16 protein-coding genes are annotated in these 16,068 nt (G+C 61.1%); 12 read left to right on the top strand and 4 right to left on the bottom strand.

What is annotated here, in order from left to right; genetic code table 11:
• Nucleotides 1-98: 98 nt before the first annotated feature.
• The 8 genes from BMX94_RS02740 to dagF are packed head-to-tail and all read left to right on the top strand — an operon-like array spanning nt 99 to nt 5,561.
• Nucleotides 99-1,220, top strand: coding sequence for an amidohydrolase/deacetylase family metallohydrolase (locus BMX94_RS02740; protein ID WP_143052252.1), 1,122 nt, complete (start codon nt 99-101; stop codon nt 1,218-1,220).
• Nucleotides 1,201-1,554, top strand: coding sequence for a hypothetical protein (locus tag BMX94_RS02735; RefSeq protein WP_143052251.1), 354 nt, complete (start codon nt 1,201-1,203; stop codon nt 1,552-1,554). The genes BMX94_RS02740 and BMX94_RS02735 overlap by 20 nt, the downstream gene beginning before the upstream one ends.
• The gene (locus BMX94_RS02730) at nt 1,551-1,922 is read left to right on the top strand and encodes an SFCGS family glycine-rich protein (protein ID WP_032110359.1); all 372 of its coding nucleotides are present in this window, start codon (nt 1,551-1,553) and stop codon (nt 1,920-1,922) included. The genes BMX94_RS02735 and BMX94_RS02730 overlap by 4 nt, the downstream gene beginning before the upstream one ends.
• Entirely contained in the window at nt 1,912-2,301 is a 390-nt protein-coding gene (locus BMX94_RS02725) for a DUF4312 family protein (RefSeq protein WP_091003156.1), read from the top strand. Before BMX94_RS02730 ends, BMX94_RS02725 begins: the two co-directional genes overlap by 11 nt.
• A complete protein-coding gene (locus BMX94_RS02720) occupies nt 2,301-3,011 on the top strand; it encodes a DUF4311 domain-containing protein (RefSeq protein ID WP_091003154.1) in 711 nt (236 codons plus the stop codon). The genes BMX94_RS02725 and BMX94_RS02720 overlap by 1 nt, the downstream gene beginning before the upstream one ends.
• 17 nt (nt 3,012-3,028) lie before the next feature.
• The gene (locus BMX94_RS02715; RefSeq protein ID WP_218138447.1) at nt 3,029-3,703 is read left to right on the top strand and encodes a DUF4310 family protein; all 675 of its coding nucleotides are present in this window, start codon (nt 3,029-3,031) and stop codon (nt 3,701-3,703) included.
• A gap of 10 nt (nt 3,704-3,713) precedes the next feature.
• Nucleotides 3,714-4,823 (top strand): DgaE family pyridoxal phosphate-dependent ammonia lyase, encoded by a 1,110-nt coding sequence (locus BMX94_RS02710; RefSeq protein WP_091003151.1) that lies wholly within the window; start codon nt 3,714-3,716, stop codon nt 4,821-4,823.
• A gap of 3 nt (nt 4,824-4,826) precedes the next feature.
• The gene (gene dagF, locus BMX94_RS02705; RefSeq protein WP_091003149.1) at nt 4,827-5,561 is read left to right on the top strand and encodes a 2-dehydro-3-deoxy-phosphogluconate aldolase; all 735 of its coding nucleotides are present in this window, start codon (nt 4,827-4,829) and stop codon (nt 5,559-5,561) included.
• Between the two features lie 103 nt (nt 5,562-5,664).
• On the opposite strand, the gene BMX94_RS02700 is transcribed toward dagF, so the two are convergent.
• Both BMX94_RS02700 and BMX94_RS02695 read right to left on the bottom strand, forming a co-directional pair.
• Entirely contained in the window at nt 5,665-6,873 is a 1,209-nt protein-coding gene (locus BMX94_RS02700; protein ID WP_091003146.1) for an NADP-dependent isocitrate dehydrogenase, read from the bottom strand.
• Nucleotides 6,874-6,940: 67 nt separating this feature from the next.
• Nucleotides 6,941-9,016, bottom strand: coding sequence for a DUF3825 domain-containing protein (locus BMX94_RS02695; protein ID WP_091003145.1), 2,076 nt, complete (start codon nt 9,014-9,016; stop codon nt 6,941-6,943).
• Between the two features lie 264 nt (nt 9,017-9,280).
• Between BMX94_RS02695 and BMX94_RS02690 the strand changes: the two genes are divergently transcribed.
• On the top strand, nt 9,281-10,612 hold the full coding sequence (locus tag BMX94_RS02690; RefSeq protein ID WP_091003142.1) for an MFS transporter: 1,332 nt from the start codon (nt 9,281-9,283) through the stop codon (nt 10,610-10,612).
• A gap of 54 nt (nt 10,613-10,666) precedes the next feature.
• On the top strand, nt 10,667-11,599 hold the full coding sequence (locus BMX94_RS02685) for a glycerophosphodiester phosphodiesterase family protein (RefSeq protein ID WP_091003141.1): 933 nt from the start codon (nt 10,667-10,669) through the stop codon (nt 11,597-11,599).
• 65 nt (nt 11,600-11,664) lie between these two features.
• Here the strand turns inward: BMX94_RS02685 and trmB are convergent, their stop codons facing one another.
• The gene (trmB, locus tag BMX94_RS02680) at nt 11,665-12,564 is read right to left on the bottom strand and encodes a tRNA (guanine(46)-N(7))-methyltransferase TrmB (RefSeq protein ID WP_091003139.1); all 900 of its coding nucleotides are present in this window, start codon (nt 12,562-12,564) and stop codon (nt 11,665-11,667) included.
• Between the two features lie 10 nt (nt 12,565-12,574).
• Nucleotides 12,575-12,850 (bottom strand): NADH-ubiquinone oxidoreductase-F iron-sulfur binding region domain-containing protein, encoded by a 276-nt coding sequence (locus tag BMX94_RS02675; protein WP_091003137.1) that lies wholly within the window; start codon nt 12,848-12,850, stop codon nt 12,575-12,577.
• Between the two features lie 126 nt (nt 12,851-12,976).
• Between BMX94_RS02675 and BMX94_RS02670 the strand changes: the two genes are divergently transcribed.
• Nucleotides 12,977-14,155: an NAD(P)-dependent malic enzyme gene (locus BMX94_RS02670; protein ID WP_091003135.1), complete on the top strand. Its 1,179-nt coding sequence runs from the start codon at nt 12,977-12,979 to the stop codon at nt 14,153-14,155.
• Nucleotides 14,156-14,755: 600 nt separating this feature from the next.
• Entirely contained in the window at nt 14,756-16,057 is a 1,302-nt protein-coding gene (locus tag BMX94_RS02665; protein WP_091003133.1) for an ATP-binding protein, read from the top strand.
• The last annotated feature ends 11 nt before the right edge of the window (nt 16,058-16,068 follow it).

Below are 16,068 nucleotides of genomic sequence, written 5' to 3'. Positions count from 1 at the left end.
TAAACACAATCGAGACACACGAGAATTGTATCGGGACAATAATCAACACTGTTCCGGGTGAGTGCTATTGCTTGGCCTCAGTGAAGGGAGAAGTTAACGTGAGATCGGTAACCATAAAGAACGGAATGCTCCTCTCGCCAGTTAATGGCCTAATGGGCGAGCGCGGAGACGTGATTCTCAGAGATGGCAGAATTGCCAAAGTTGGAGAGGGCCTTCCTGAGGAAGGCGAGGTAATTGATGCGTCTTCGCTTTACGTCACCCCAGGATTCATCGATATTCACACTCACGTCTACCCAAAGTCATTCCTGGGGCTGGAGCCCGATGTGCTTGGGCTTGAGCGGGGAGCCACTACGGTTCTCGACGCAGGCAGCAGTGGATCCGATACGTACGATGACTTCAAGACCAACTATATCGATAAGGCCCAGACGAAAGTCTTCACCCTTCTCAACATCTCTGAGGAGGGAATTCTTCGAGGTCACGAGCTCAACGACCCATCAAAGATTGATGTCGAAGCCTGCGAACGAGTTGCGTGTGAGCATGCCGACAACATTGTGGGCATCAAGGCACGCGCATCATCGAGTGTTGTGGGGGAAGAGGGCCTGCGTCCGATAGTCGTCGCCGCACGGACTGCCCATGAGCTGGGACTTCCGCTCTTCGTCCATGTAGGCAACTTCCCACCTGCCCTCTATGACGTTCTTGACCTTCTTGAGAAGGGCGACGGAATCACTCATACGTACCACGGCAAGCCAGGTGGCATTGTTACGGAAGAAGGCAAAATTCTTCCCCAGGCACTGCATGCACGTGCCCGTGGAGTTCGGTTCGACGTTGGCCATGGAATAGAGAGCTTCAGCTTCAAGACGTATGAGAAGGCACTTGCCCTCGGCTTTGACTGCGACACGATTTCCACCGATCTTCATGTTGAGAATTACGAGGGTCCCGTTTACAGCATCGCCGCTGTTATGAGCAAGCTCATAAGTCTTGGAGAGTCTTTCCCTGACGCCGTAAGGAAGGTTACGAGCGCCCCCGCCGCACAATTCCATCTCAAGGGGCTGGGCCAGCTCAAGCCGGGCATGGTTGGCGACGTCAACCTTGTCTCCCTCACTGAATCAGATGATGTGGTCGCAGACTCAACCGGAGACACCATCTCTCTTAAGAAGAAGGTCGAGGTTATCGAGAGCGTTTATTCAAAGGGGGAGGACATTGAAAGATACCGCCACTAAATCCACTCCTGTGGCCTCCTATAAAACGTTTGATTTGTCCTCGACGGTCAATCGTGTCGAAAGCTTCCTATCGTCTCGGGGTGTTGTCTTCGATGACGCGCAGGAGCCCATGTTCCGCAACCACATTGATGCCCTGAAGCGTCGAATAGAAGCGGGTGAGTTTACGGAGGGTCTCGAAGATGCTTTCGGAGAGGTTTCTTCCCATGCGTTTGACCTTGCCCGTGAGGTAGTTCGACTCGCCTATGGAGACGAGTCGGAGGGGATTAGCGAGTCGGAGATTTTCCTCCTTGCTACTCATATCGAAGTTGCGTTGAGAAAGGAAGGCATGCAATGAGCGAAGAAAAGCGTCCTCTGGTTGTAATTGGGCACAGGCTTGGAAAGGGCCAGGCCGTAGCCCGCGGGGTCGAAAAGGCTGGCGGAACCGCCTACGTTATCCCCGGCATGGCCGCGGACATGAAGCTTGGTGATGTGATGAACGAGAAGGGCGCCGACCTCGGCGTGAGCTTCTGCGGGTCTGGTGGCGCTGGCGCTCTGACCGCTCACACCAAGTATGGATGGCCTGCCGTTTCCGAGCTTCGAAGCACCGATGCTGCATATACGGCCGTGAAGGAAGGCAACAAGGTCATCGGCCTAGGCTTTCTGGATGTCGAGGAGCTTGGCGAGAAGATAGTCCAGGCATGGCGTGAGACCCATGACGAGTAAGGAAGATGCGGTTCGGGCTGCCGGCAAAGTCATGGATACCGTGTTCGAGAAGGGCGTTGATGAGGAGCTGGGCGCACTTGAGGGAGAGGAACTCCTAGCAGAGGACGTTCGCACGATACGGGTTCATGCCCAAGGTGAGACCCTCGTCGATGCCTCCAACGATTTGTTCAAGGCGCTACGAAACAGGGTCTTTTCGGAGATTGAGGCTCCGATAGTCCAAATGACCGCGGAAAGCGTGGTGTTCGACCGAGTCGTCAAGAACGAGTTCACTGAGCATTTCTTGGGCGTGTTTATGCCTAGGAAGAGAACGCGCTATGACGTCACGGCAAGCATAAAGGTGAACGTTAAGTACTTGAAGTTCGAGAGGAGTGAGGTCTAATGGTTGAAATCGTTATCTATTCAATCATCATCGGAGCCATTGGTGGCGCTTGCATCGCAGCGGGTGCTTCCCGCATGTTCCATGCTCCAGAGGTTCAGTCAATGGGTTCGTTTAGAACTCTCGGCGAGATGAACGCATGCGGTGGGGATCCCGTTGCGCACTTCTCATTTGGCCTGGGATTTCTCTTCTCCTCTGCAGCTTCTGCTGTTGCAGCGGGTGCGCTTACCCAGGACGTCATGCACCGTATCATTCCTAACTGGGCAGCCGGTATTCTCCTGGCGAGGAACAAGAATGTCGAAGAGACCGTTCAAGATCCCGGCAAGATGGCAATTGCTGGCGCTGGCGTAGGCGCGGTTCTCGTTACCTTCCTGAACTCCCTGTCTTCGGTTATTCCTCAAAAGCTCTCTGACGTTGCCTCTGGAGTTCTCGTGCCCGCAACTACGTGGCTGATCAACCCCGTCATGCCTGCGGTGTTCTGGCTCGCGGCGCTTGATGGCGGAAAGAGCACCGGCATCTGGGGAACCGTCCTCGGTGGCATCTCTGCGCTCGTGAGCGGCAACGCTATTCCTGGAATTGTCCTCGGTATTCTGATTGGCAAGACTGCAGATGAGAATGGCTACAAGAGCAATGTAGTTAAGATCCTCATCGCAATCGTTGTCGTGATGTTTATCGCAATTGCCTACTTCCGCGGCTTCTTCAACAACTTCTAGAAACGGAGGATCTGACTATGGCAAACGAAGCAAACGATCAGGCGGTCGCTGAGGCGCCAAAGATGTCTGCATTTAGCAAGTTCATGATGAAGGATTCAACCTTCATTCTGCTGGTTATGGGAGCTGCGGCGGCGATTTTCGCTGGCACCTTCATGTACCTCAAGTTCCACACTGGAGCCTTCAACGAGGTGTCGATTGTTGCCATGCTCCAGGGCGGTATCGACACCGGTGACTTCACAGCCGCTGCAGGCTTTGCCGCAGGATTTCTAATCGCCCGCATCCTTGAGGGCCCGCTGGTCGGCCTGATGGATATCGGTGGCTCGCTCATGACAGGCGTAGGCATCGGTCTTCCAGGTCTCTTCCTCTCTATGGGATGGGAGTTTCCGTTCTCGAACTTCTTTATTGCCCTGATTACCGGTGCGATTATCGGTGCTGCGATTGGCGCCGTGGTCATTCTGATTCGTAAGTTCATGCCTGAGGGAGTTGCGGTTGGTGGAACCGGAATCATGATGGGCGCAGGCAACACAACCGGTCGTTACCTCGCTCCCCTCATCATGATCTCTGCTGCTTCTTACAACGTGTATGCGGGCATTGGCGCAATTATTGGTGCTGCAATCTTCTACAAGATGGGCAAGGAAATGACCGGTGGTGCCATTCTCGGTGCGATGATTCTGGGCGCTTTGCTCGGTTAGGAGGTTTGATTTGGGAATCTACCAGGACCTCGGTCTTAGGCGCGTTGTCAACGCGTCCGGCAGGGTGACGGTGCTCGGTGTCTCGGCCTTCAGTGACCGGGTCGCCGAGGCAGCAAAGGAGGGTGGCCAGTCCTACGTGGTCATCGAGGACCTTATGAAGCGCGCCGGCGAGTTCATATCCCGGCATACCGGCGCGGAGGATTCCTGTCCCACGTCATGTGCCTCGGCCGCGATAGCACTAACGGTCGCAGCGCTCGTTACGCGCGGCCGTTGGTCGGACATGATGCGCCTGCCCGATTCGTCGGGCCTACCAAACGAGGTCATCCTCCAGAAGGGCCACTCAATCAACTACGGCGCCCCCATGACGACGATGATCAGGCTCGGTGGAGGCGTGCCCGTGGAGGCTGGCCAGGCCAATGAGGTGAGGCCGGAGGACATAGAGGAGGCCATCTGCGAAAGGACCGTGGCGCTCCTCTACGTGAAGAGCCACCACTGTGTGCAGAAGGGCATGGTTGCCCCTGAGGTCATGCGTGACATCGCCCACGCCCACGGACTCCCTTTCGTGATGGACTGCGCCGCAGAGGAGGACCTCCGGAAGTACATCGCACTCGGGGCGGACGCCGTGACGTACAGCGGCGCCAAGGCCATCGAGGCGACGACGTCCGGATTCGTGACCGGGCGGGCAGACATCATGGCCAACGTCCGGAAGCAGTACACGGGCATCGGTCGCGCGATGAAGGTCGGCAAGGAGCAGATTGTCGGCCTCCTCGCAGCCCTCGACCAGTACGACGCCCGTGACCACGAGACAGAGGCTGCAGCCAATGAGGAGAAGGTAGACTGGCTTGTCAGCGCGGTCAACGGGATTCCCGGCCTGAGGGCCGAGAAGGTTCGGGACGAGGCGGGCCGAGCGATTTACCGCTGCCGCGTGTCCCTCGGAGAGGGGGCTCCCGCCGGGATCACCATGCAGGCGGTCAACGAGAAGTTGCGTGCGGGGGACCCGATCGTCTGGGCGCGCACCGAGTTCCTCAACCTCGGGCTCCTGGACCTCGACCCGCGCCCGATGCTCGAAGGCGACAAGGAGCTTGTTGCGGAGCGACTGAGAGAGATCATGGAGGGATAAATCATGGCAATCAACTACTATAACGACCGCGTCTGCCTGAACGTCCTGGGCGGGAGCCTGGAGAATGCTCGGGAGATATACGAGGCCGCGGAGCACCACGTTGAGGTCGGTGTGCTCACCGCGGACTACCCGGACGTCCCCACGTGCGTCGAGGACATGGGGCGCTATATGGAGGTTCTCGATGGCAACCTCTCGGTAGGCCTAGGTGGCGGCAACCCCAAGCAGTGCTACATGGTCGCCGAGGTCGCGAAGAGCGTCAAGGCGAACCACTTCAACCAGGCGTTCTGTCAGGTCAGCGCGACCCGCACGAACGTTGGAAATGACGAGTGCCATATCAATGCGATGTGCGCGCCGTCTGGCGTCCCCGGCCTCGTGAAGGTCTCGACAGGCCCCATCTCCAAGGACTCCAAGGCGCCGGCACTCGTTCCCGCCGACACGGCCATTGACATCGTCCGCGAGATGGGCGGCAACTCCATCAAATTCTTCCCGATGGGCGGTCTCCGCTGCGAGGACGAGCTGAGGGCGCTCGCGGAGGCATGCGCGCGGAAGGACTTCGTGCTCGAGCCCACGGGTGGTATAACCCTTGACAACTTCGACGAGATCATGCACGTCGTGTTGGATGCCGGCGTGAGGAGGGTCATCCCTCACGTCTACAGCTCGATCATCGACAAGGAGACCGGCCTCACCAGGACCGACGACGTCCGCGCCCTGCTTGGGAAGGTCAAGGCGCTGGTGTAGGAAGCTCTAGATTTCGTTACGAGCATTCATAGAGCGCGGGAGGGGGTGAGGCCATTGCGGCCTCGCCCCCCCGCGCGCGATATTGGCACCTGGAACGCGTCTCCTACGCCCCGGCCTCAAGCTCCTCGCGAATGGCGAGGATGAAGTCGCGCGTGTTGAGTTTGGTGGGGTTCTCAAGCGTAGTGATGCGCGCAAGGTCGCCCGTCATGCGGCCATCCTCGATGGTCTTGACGGTTGCGCGCTCCAGGCGCTTCGCGAAGTCCACGAGCTCAGGGGTTCCGTCCAGCTCGCCGCGCTTCGCGAGCGCGCCGGTCCACGCGAAGATTGTGGCCACCGAGTTGGTCGACGTCTCCTCACCGCGCAGGTACTTGTAGTAGTGGCGCTGAACGGTGCCGTGCGCGGCCTCGTACTCGTACTGGCCGTGGGGCGAGACCAGCACCGAGGTCATCATGGCGAGCGATCCAAACGCCGATGAGAGCATGTCGCTCATCACGTCGCCGTCGTAGTTCTTGCATGCCCAGATAAAGCCACCCTCGCTCTTCATGATGCGCGCCACGGCATCATCGATGAGGGTGTAGAAGTAGGTGAGGCCGGCAGCCTCGAAACGCTCGCGGTACTCTGCCTCGTACATGTCGGCAAAGATGTCCTTGAAGCGGTGGTCGTAGATCTTCGAGATGGTGTCCTTCGAGGCAAACCACAGGTCCTGGTGCGTGGAGAGCGCGTACTCGAAGCAGCTGCGCGCAAAGCCCTCGATGGAGGAGTCGATGTTGTGCATGCCCTGGATGACGCCGGGCTGGTCGAAGTCGTGGATCAGGCGGCGCTCCTCGTGGCCCTCGCCGTCGGTGAAGACCAGCTCCGCCTTGCCGGCGCCCGGCACGCGGTACTCGACGTTCTTGTAGACGTCGCCGTATCCGTGACGCGCGATGGTGATGGGGCGCTTCCAGCACTTCACGACGGGCTCGATGCCTTTGACCACGATTGGCGCGCGGAAGATGGTGCCGTCGAGCATCGAGCGAATGGTGCCGTTGGGGCTCTTCCACATCTGGTGCAGGTGGTACTCCTCCACGCGCTGAGCGTTGGGGGTGATGGTTGCGCACTTGACCGCTACCCCCAGGCGCTTGGTGGCCTCGGCGGAGTCGATGGTCACCTGGTCGCCCGTCTCGTCCCTGTGCTTGAGGCCCAGGTCAAAGTACTCGGTCTTGAGGTCGACATACGGGCAGATGAGCTCGTCCTTGATGATCTGCCAGATGATGCGGGTCATCTCGTCGCCGTCCATCTCGACGAGCGGGGTCTTCATTTCGATCTTCGACATGCATACCTCCAGCGGGGTGTCGTTGCGAACCTTCGGTACTCTGTGGCTCCAGTCTAGCCGTCCAAGGCTACAGGACGGTTTCGGGGGAGAGCCACGCGGGCTGGTCACGGCTCACCACGCGCGCACAGGCATACGCGCGAGACAGCGAGAGGACTGCCGCCCCGCGGTACGCGCCCGACGGCATGAGCTCGAGCGACACGGCGCAATCGGCCACACCATCGTCTACCAGGCAGAGCGGGAGTAGGAGCCGCATCGTGCCGGTGGCTGGATCATATGCTGGCACCACCATGCGATAGCTTGCCCGTGCAAGGTGAAGCGAGAGGGACGTTGCATCCTGGAGCGCCCTTGCCATGCGCCGATAGAGGCTGGGATCCGCCTTGATGGCGCGCGCCAGGTTCCTGCAAGCATTGCGTCCCAGGCGACCATCGCCGGCGTTCATGCCACCACGAAGCAGGCGCGATGCCTCGGGGTTGTCGGCCAGCTGCTCGGCGAGAAACGCCCGTGGCAGGCGGCCGACCTTCTCCCCAAGAAGCGCCTCGGTGTCGAGGATGAGCATGCGTCCCGGCTGGCAGGCAACGTCCTCGACGCGCTTGAGGTAGCTCGCGGGTTCCGGCAGCTCGGGGAGCGTTGCCACAAGTCGGGCGCCAAGCTCGCCCGAGCCAGCGGCGGCAAAGCCGTCGAGCTTCCAGGGGATGTCGCCTGCGTTGGGCGAGAAGATCGCGTAGACGTCCTCGCCAAAGGGGGTGAGCAGCCCCGTGTTGAAGGCTGCCAGCGTGCCGTCTGCCGAGATGGTGACACGTCCCTGCTCAACGGCTCTGTGGAAGGTCACGGTGAGGTACTCGCGCAGGATGCCGTAGCGAGAGGGGCTGCCAACGCCCTCGCCAGGGAAGTTCCAGCGCTCCGGCGCCGCCATTGTGGCAAGCGTTCCCAGCACGCGCTCCCAAGAACCGATGACCGCAAACTGGGCGAACTCGCGGAGGGGGCTTACGGTTGGGGCTCCCGCGTTCTGCAGCGGAGTGCCGGCAAGGTCGCTCCAGGCGCCCTCGTCTGCGGCCGGCAGGCCCTCGAGGCCAACCTGCTCGTGGACCGCCCCGGTCCCGTCATCGCCGTCCACCAGCGCGAGGCTCCACTGCTTGCCGGACGAAGGCCGCGACGTGCGACGAATCGTGACTTCGACCGGGCCGGAGCCGTCCTCGTGAAGGTAGCGAAGCGGGAAGGTGACGCGGCTTCTTGTGCCCGAGAGGGCGCCCGTCGAGCGGGCCACGCGCCAATCCTCGTCAAGCGTGCGCGTGACGTCGGCGTCGATGGGAAGCTTCTGGTAGAGCAGGCGGAGAAGCTCGTCCTTGCAGTGGACTTCTGCCGAGAAGAGTTCGGGGAGGTTTTGATGGGCGAGGGGCTGTGGAGCCGGGGCAGGTGCCGGTGCGGGCGTCGCGGCGGGCTCCGGTGCCGGTGACACGGCGGGCGTTGGCGCGTTGGGTTGCGGCTGGGCAGCCGCCGCAAGGTCCGCCTCCATGTCCGCGTAGGGGTCGTAGGTGATGGTGAGACTGATGCCAGGGTTGGCGGTTGTCTCGGGCTTCTCAGCTTCCTCGGCTTCTACCTGCGGTGTATTGGCCTTATCGGATGATTCGTCGGCAGGTGCGGGCTCGGGCTCGGGTGCGACCTCGGCCTCAACCTCGGGCTCGGCTGCCGGTGTGGGCGCGGGCTCAGGTGCCGATTCCTGCTCAGCTACGGTTTCCGCCTCCACCACGGGCGACGGCACCGGCGTGGACTGCTCAACATGACGCGGCTTAGTTGGCTTGGGGTCGTGCGAGCCCTTACGACGCTTCCACGGCTTCCCCTTACCGCCCTTCTCAGCTGTGTTGTCGGAGCTAGACTGGCCCGCGCGCTCGAGGTAGCCGTCGTACTCCTCGTTGGGCATCACCGTCGCGTAGACGCGCCCCTTCTTGAAGACGGTGAGCCTCACGAACTCGGGGAGCGCCTCCATAAGACTTTGGACGTCGTTCTGCCCAAGGTCCTGCGGCGCGATGCCGTCCTCCTCGAGAACCTCTTCGACGTGCGAGAGCAGCGCCTGACGGTTGGTGCCAAGGGTGGACGAGAGAAGCCTGTACAGGTAAAGCCTGTTTCCTGGTGTGATTTTGGGCATCGTTTGTGGCCTTCCTTTTGCGAGTCCCGCAGTGGGGTCCCTCTGCTGCAGGGCTGAGTTTGCAAGCTTCTACAGTATCACCCGCTGGCGTCCGGTGGATTCGGCGCTAAGGGTAGCGTGCCAGTGCTGCCTTCTCGCCCGACTCGCTGCTCCACCGTTGCATCCCAAGCCGCCTGCCAGACCGCCGACGGCCAACGCCGCTATCAGCCACGGCCCCGGCTAGCATCAAGGATGCATGGCAGCACCGGCGCGAGGAGGAACCCCGTGAAACTCAATGTGCGCAGGACCGTCCTTATAGGCTTCGCGTTCTTCTCCATCTGCGCGTTTTGGCAGATGTACAACAGCGTGGTCCCCCTCATGCTCACGAACACGTTCCATCTGGACGAGACGTTCTCGGGCATGATAATGGCCGCCGACAACGTCCTCGCCCTCTTCCTCCTGCCGTTCTTCGGCTCGCTCTCGGACCGGTGTCACAGCCGCCTTGGCCGTCGCATGCCCTTCATCCTAGTGGGCACGGCGCTTGCCGTGGTGGGCATGATCTTCCTGCCTATCATTGACAACGCATACTACGCGGACGGCTCAGGTGCACTCCTCGCAGCGTTCATTGGCGTGCTGCTCTTTGTGCTCGTCGCCATGGGCACGTACCGCAGCCCGGCCGTGGCGCTCATGCCGGACTGCACGCCCAAGCCGCTGCGCTCACCCGCAAACGCGATCATCAACCTCATGGGCGCCGTGGGCGGCATCATCTACCTGGGAATCGCCTCCGTGCTCTACAACAAGAGCCGCACCGCCGGCCTCGACCACGTAGACTACCTGCCGCTCTTTGTGATCGTGGCGGCCATCATGGTGGCTTCGGTGGCCATCGTGTTTCTCACCGTGAAGGAGCCCAAGCTCGAGGCCGAGGTCGCGGCCTACGAGGCCAAGCACCCCGAGGAGAACCTCGTCGAGACGGACGCCTCCACGGGCAAGGAGGTGCTCCCCGCGCCGGTCAGGCGCTCGCTGGGCTTCCTTCTCGCGTCCATTGCTCTGTGGTTCATTGGCTACAACGCCATGGAGACCTGGTTCACAACGTATGCGCAGGCAGAGTGGGGTATGGCACTGGGCGAGGCCAGCCGCTGCCTCATCGTGGCCAACGTGGGTGCCATCGTCTCGTACATCCCCGTGGGCGCCATCGCAAGCCGTGTGGGGCGCAAGCGCACCATCCAGGGAGGTATTGTGCTTCTCGCCGGCGGCTTTGCGTTCTGTGCCGCCTGGACCTTCGTGGGCATGGGATTCTCGCCCGCGCTCTACGTGGTGATGATCGTCCTCGGCATGGGTTGGGCGGGCATCAACGTGAACTCGCTGCCCATGGTGGTCGAGATGTGCAAGGGTTCCGATACCGGCAAGTTCACGGGCCTCTACTACACCTTCTCAATGGCGGCACAGACGGTTACGCCCGTCGCCGCGGGTTGGCTCATGCATAACGTAAGCTATCGCTCGCTCTTCATCTACGCAACGGTGTTTGTTGCGGCAAGCTTCATTACAATGCTGTTCGTGCACCATGGAGACTCAAAGTTGGTCGAGAAGAGAGGACTTGAGTCGTTCGACGTCGACTAGCGCGCCGCCGGTGCGGCAAGTTTGTCCCGTCGACGCCTGGATGGAGGATTGTCGATGGCAAACTGCATGATTCGCAAGCATCCGGCGCTCTTCGCAGCCGGTATGGTCGTGGGGCTGGGAGCTGCTACCGTGTGTGGCATGGCCCCTCGCGCAGGCAACAAGACCGTCGACGAGCGCTGGGAGGAGTTCCTGCGCTACCGCTATGCGCACCGAGGCCTCCACGATGACTCCCTGGGCGCGCCGGAGAACTCGCTGGCCGCCTTCAGGCGCGCTCGCGAGTACGGCTTTGGCGTGGAGCTTGACGTGCACCTAACGGCGGACGATCGTCTGGTTGTCATTCACGACTCCGACCTCAAGCGCATGACGGGCAAAGAGGGCATCGTCGAGGAGCTCACGCGTCCACAGCTTGAGGAGTACCGTCTCAACGGGACCGACCAGGGCATCCCTACGCTTGGCGAGGTCCTTCGCATCTTCGAGTGGGACGGCAGGGGATCCATGCCCGCACCTCTCATCATTGAGATCAAGACCTACTGCGAGAACGCCGACCTCCTCACCAGCCGCGTGATGGAGTGCCTGGACACCTTCGACGTGCGCTACTGCATCGAGAGTTTCGACCCCGCCGTGCTGGTGTGGCTGCGCCGCAACCGTCCCGAGGTCATTCGCGGGCAGCTCTCGATGAACTTCCTCGCCGAAGATGCCGGCGCCAGCGCCAAGGCCCTGCCGCTGCCGTTGCGCGTGGGGGCAACCGCCCTTCTCGGCAATGTGGCTGCCAAGCCCGACTTTATTGCGTACAAGTTTGACGACCGCGAGCAGCCTGCGGTGCGCCTGGTGTGTGGGGTTCTTGGCGGCAAGTTGGTCACGTGGACCATCCGCAGCGAGCAAGACATGCTGGCCTCCGAGTCGGAGGGTGCGCCGGTGATCTTCGAGGGCTTTGTGCCTGCTCCGCAGTCCTGCGTTGTGGCGCATGGCGGCGATGCCACCGCGTAGGGGTTCGAGAAATACCGCCTGCTATCTGCGCCGCCTTGTCTGTTGCAAGGCGGCGCATTTTGTTGCTAGCTGGTCTTCTCGTTATTATCGGCACGCCCCGTGCCCTTGTGGCCCTTTGCCCAGAGCTTTGCCTCGCGGTTTCGCATGTTCCAAACCGTGGCCTCCATGCCCAGGGGGACGTAGTCCAGCTTCTCAAGATCCTGGGGGAGATACTCCACCAGGCCGCGCTGTGGCGTGGGCGAGAAGTGCGCGGGTGCGGGCCCCGGGGTCGCTTCCAGTGCGAAGACCTTGGCGCCGTTGGCGGCAAGACGCTCCTCGTAGCCGCTTGTTGGGTCGTCGGGGAAGTCCGCGCGGGCGTCCTCGCTGGTCCAGAGCACCGTGTAGCCTGCCGCTGCAAGCTCCTCGAGCGTGAAAAGGTAGAGGGGCCGGCTGTCCGTCTTGAGGCGGACGGTGCCATTTGGCGTGAGAATGCGGCGGTACTCCATGAGGCACGTGGCGTCGGTAAGGCGACGGCGCGCCTGACGCTTGCGCGGGAATGGCGTGGGGAAGTTGAGGTAGATGCGCGAGAGTTCGCCCGGGGCAAACGCCTCGGTCACGCGGTGGCCGTCCCAGGCGAGAAAGACGACGTTCTCAAGGCCGCTCTTGGCTGCGAGACCGCCGGCGTAGGCCATGCAGAGCGGCTCGCCGTCCATGCCGAGGAAGAGCACGTCCGGCTCGCGGCGGGCGGCCTCCACCGTGAAGGCACCCTTGCCGCAGCCAAGGTCGAGGCGGACCTCGCGGAAGCGTCCGGTGCGCGCGGCGGCGCCCGCCTGGGCACCGGCGCCTGCTGGGGTGGTGGGGCCGCCCAGGGGGTAGCAGGCCTCCGCCCAGCGGCCAGCGTAGTCCTGCGGCGCAGGCTCGATGAAGTCCGCGTAGCGCTCAAGGCGCTCCTCGAGGACAAAGTGCTTGGGGGTGCGTGCGTGCATGGGACCTCGGCTACTCTTTGTTCGTCTCGGTGCTAGTTCCTGGTGCGGCGCTTGCGCTTCTCCCGCCACCCAGCGTGAAGGTGGTGGCGGCGTGCAACATGTTGACCTCCGCAAGCTCGAGCTTGCCGTCAATGTAGGGCTGGTACATGGCGTCGATGGAGCCCACGCCCATCGAGCAGCCGCTGCACTGCTCGCATGAGCCGTCGCCGCAGAAGTTGAGTCCGCGACGCACGATCTCCTCGCGCTCTTCTCGCGTGGTGTCCTTGATGAGGACGCTCTGTGACATACGTTGCTCCCTCTAACGAGTGATTTCCCTTGGGAGTATAGGCCGCAGAGGTCGGGTCGGTGCGTCGCGAGATGGCTTAAGATAGAAAGGTCGTGTTAGTTGTCCTCATTCGTCGAAGGAGCCAAGATGGCCGATGACGCTAAGCAGCACGCACTTGACGCGCACAAGGAGTGGCACGGCAAGATCGAGGTCGTGAGCAGGGCCCAGATTAGCACGCCGGAGGAGCTTGCCGTGGCATACACGCCGGGCGTCGCCGTACCGTGCCTGGAGATTCAGAAGGACCCGAGCCTCTCGTATGAGTACACCCGTCGCTGGAACCTCGTCGCCGTGGTGACCGATGGCTCCGCTGTTCTCGGCCTTGGCAACATTGGTCCCGAGGCGGGCATGCCCGTCATGGAGGGCAAGTGCGCCCTCTTCAAGACCTTCGCCGATGTGGACGCCTTCCCCCTGTGCATCCGCTCCAACGACGTGGACGAGATCGTGCGCACCGTGCAGCTGCTTGCCGGTAGCTTTGGCGGCGTGAACCTCGAGGACATCTCTGCGCCGCGCTGCTTCGAGATTGAGCGTCGCCTCAAGGAGACCTGCGACATCCCCGTCTTCCACGACGACCAGCACGGTACTGCTGTCGTGACCTGCGCCGCGCTCATCAACGCGTGCCGACTCACCGGCCGCGATCTCGGCGACGTCAAGGTGGTCTTCTCGGGCGCGGGCGCTGCTGGCATCTCTATTGCTCGCCTCATGAAGCGCATGGGCGTGAAGAACATCATCATCTGCGACCACACGGGTGCCATCTACGAGGGCCGCGACGGCCTGAACCCGGTGAAGCAGGAGGTCGCTACTTGGACCAACGCCGAGAAGGCCCAGGGTTCGCTCGCCGACGTCCTCAAGGGTGCGGACGTCTTCGTGGGCGTCTCGAAGCCCAACCTGGTCTCGCAGGACATGGTGCGCTCGATGGCAAAGGACCCCATCATCTTTGCCTGCGCAAACCCCGTGCCCGAGATCATGCCCGACGAGGCGCTGGCCGCCGGCGCGGCCGTTGCGGCGACGGGCCGCTCGGACTTCCCCAACCAGATCAACAACGTGCTGGCCTTCCCGGGCATCTTCCGCGGTGCGCTCGACGTGCGCGCGAGCGACATCAACGATGACATGATGGAGGCCGCGGCCTATGCCATCGCCGGCCTGGTAGATGACGAGCACCGTGCCGCGGACTACATCATTCCTGGCGCCTTCGACAAGCGCGTTGCCGCAGCCGTCGCCGCAGCCGTTGCCGATGCCGCGCGCAAGAGTGGGGTCGCAAGGGCGTAGCGCTGAGTCAGGGCGAAGCGCAGGCCCGGAAAAGAGCAAAAGAGGGGGCAGGCCAGCGGCCTGCCCCCTCTTTTAGGTTACGCTCGCACGTTACTTGGACCGGGCTGCCACCTTACGTGCCGCAAATTGGAGTACAAAGCTCACTCGCTGCATCGAACTCGCCTTCGTTACACATCGAGGCACCCTCGTGCATCGAACTGCCCTTCGTTACATGTGTTTTTGGGAACCCCTCAAGTAGCAAAGGGGTGGTCGAAGGAGAAAACCGCAGGTAGAGCTAATAATAAACCATGCAATCAATTTCGGATTTTTCTAGCCTGCCCAAATTGGCATGTAACGAAGGCGAGTTCGATGCAATCGGTGTCCTATCTAGTGTAACGAAGGCCGTTTCGATGCACCCGACGAGTGCCAGATGACGCTCGGCTCTCTGACGATCCCGTTATTGAATCCTTTGGGCGCTTAGACCGCGAGTGATTCCCTAGGAAAATGTGGGGTGCTCGCACGTTTTTCCAACGAATAATGTGGGAGCAAGTCACATTTTTCCAACGAATAGCGTGTAAGTTGCGTATCATGGGCCGTACCAGCGATGAATGGGGAGAGCCAATGCAAAGAACTCTCATGAATGATTTGTTTGCGTGGAAGGCCCGCGAGAATCGAAAGCCCCTGGTTCTAAAGGGGGTTCGCCAGACCGGCAAGACTTGGCTCATCGATGAGTTTGGTCGCTCTCAGTTCAAGGATGTTGTGCGTATCGACTTCATGCAGGATGAGGGTGCTCGTACCATCTTTGACGGTGACTTGAATCCGCGTCGCATTGTTCGAGATGTGGAGCTTAGAGTTGGGCGCCAAATTGAACCTTCGACGACCCTTCTCGCCTTTGACGAGATTCAGGAAGCCCCTCGTGCCTTGACCTCACTCAAGTACTTCTGCGAACAAGCGCGTGAGTATCACGTAATCGCCGCGGGCTCGTACATGGGGCTGGCACTGAGAAGAGCTGGCGAGTCCTATCCCGTTGGCAAAGTCGACGAACTCACGTTGCGTCCCCTCTCTTTCGAAGAGTTTCTCAGGGCAACAAATGGAGACCCTATTACAGACGTGCTTGAGGCGCATGACCTGAGGGCGCTAGAGAGCCTGCATGATGTGCTTTCCTCTCGCCTGAGAGATTACCTTGCTGTTGGCGGTATGCCCGAGGTTGCCCAGGCATTTGTGCAGAGCCGGGATTACGTCGAGTGTCGGCGACTACAGCGGCAGATTATCGACGGGTATGAGGCGGACTTCTCAAAACATGCTCCAGCACGTATTCTCGAGAGGATGCGTCTGGTCTGGAAATCGCTCCCCGGTCAGCTCGCGCACGAGAACAAGCGCTTCGTGTACGGGACGGTGCGGCCCGGAGCGCGTGCCCGCGACTTCGAGGAGTGCATTCAGTGGCTGGTTGACTACGGAGTAGCGAGTAAGGTTCCCCGCGTCGACGCGTTGAGGTATCCCCTCGTGGGCTATGAAGACGTGTCAAGCTTCAAGCTCTTCTGCGTGGATGTGGGGCTGTTGGGTGCACTGGCTGGGCTGGATCAGAAAGTCGTTCTCGATGGATCAAGGCTCTTCACGGGGTTCAAGGGTTCGCTTACCGAGCAGTACGTAGACCAGCAGCTGCTGGCGCATGGGCACTCGCCCGTATACTGGTCTTCGTCGAATGGCACTGCAGAGACGGACTTCGCCATCGAGAAAGACGGCGCTCTGCTCCCCATAGAAGTGAAGGCAGCCGAGAATCTCAAGTCGAAGAGCCTCAAGGTGGCATGCGAGAAGTTCGGCCTGTCTCGTGCCGTACGCACGTCCCTCTCGCTATACCGCGATGAGGGATGGCTCGTGAACATCCCGCTTTGGGCTATAGGGCAGATTGACGGACTGGCGTAGGGGTTTGCACG

Source organism: Olsenella sp. KH3B4 (genome assembly GCA_900111695.1).
Lineage (GTDB): Bacteria > Actinomycetota > Coriobacteriia > Coriobacteriales > Atopobiaceae > Tractidigestivibacter.
This window is presented reverse-complemented; position numbering and strand designations above follow the sequence as displayed.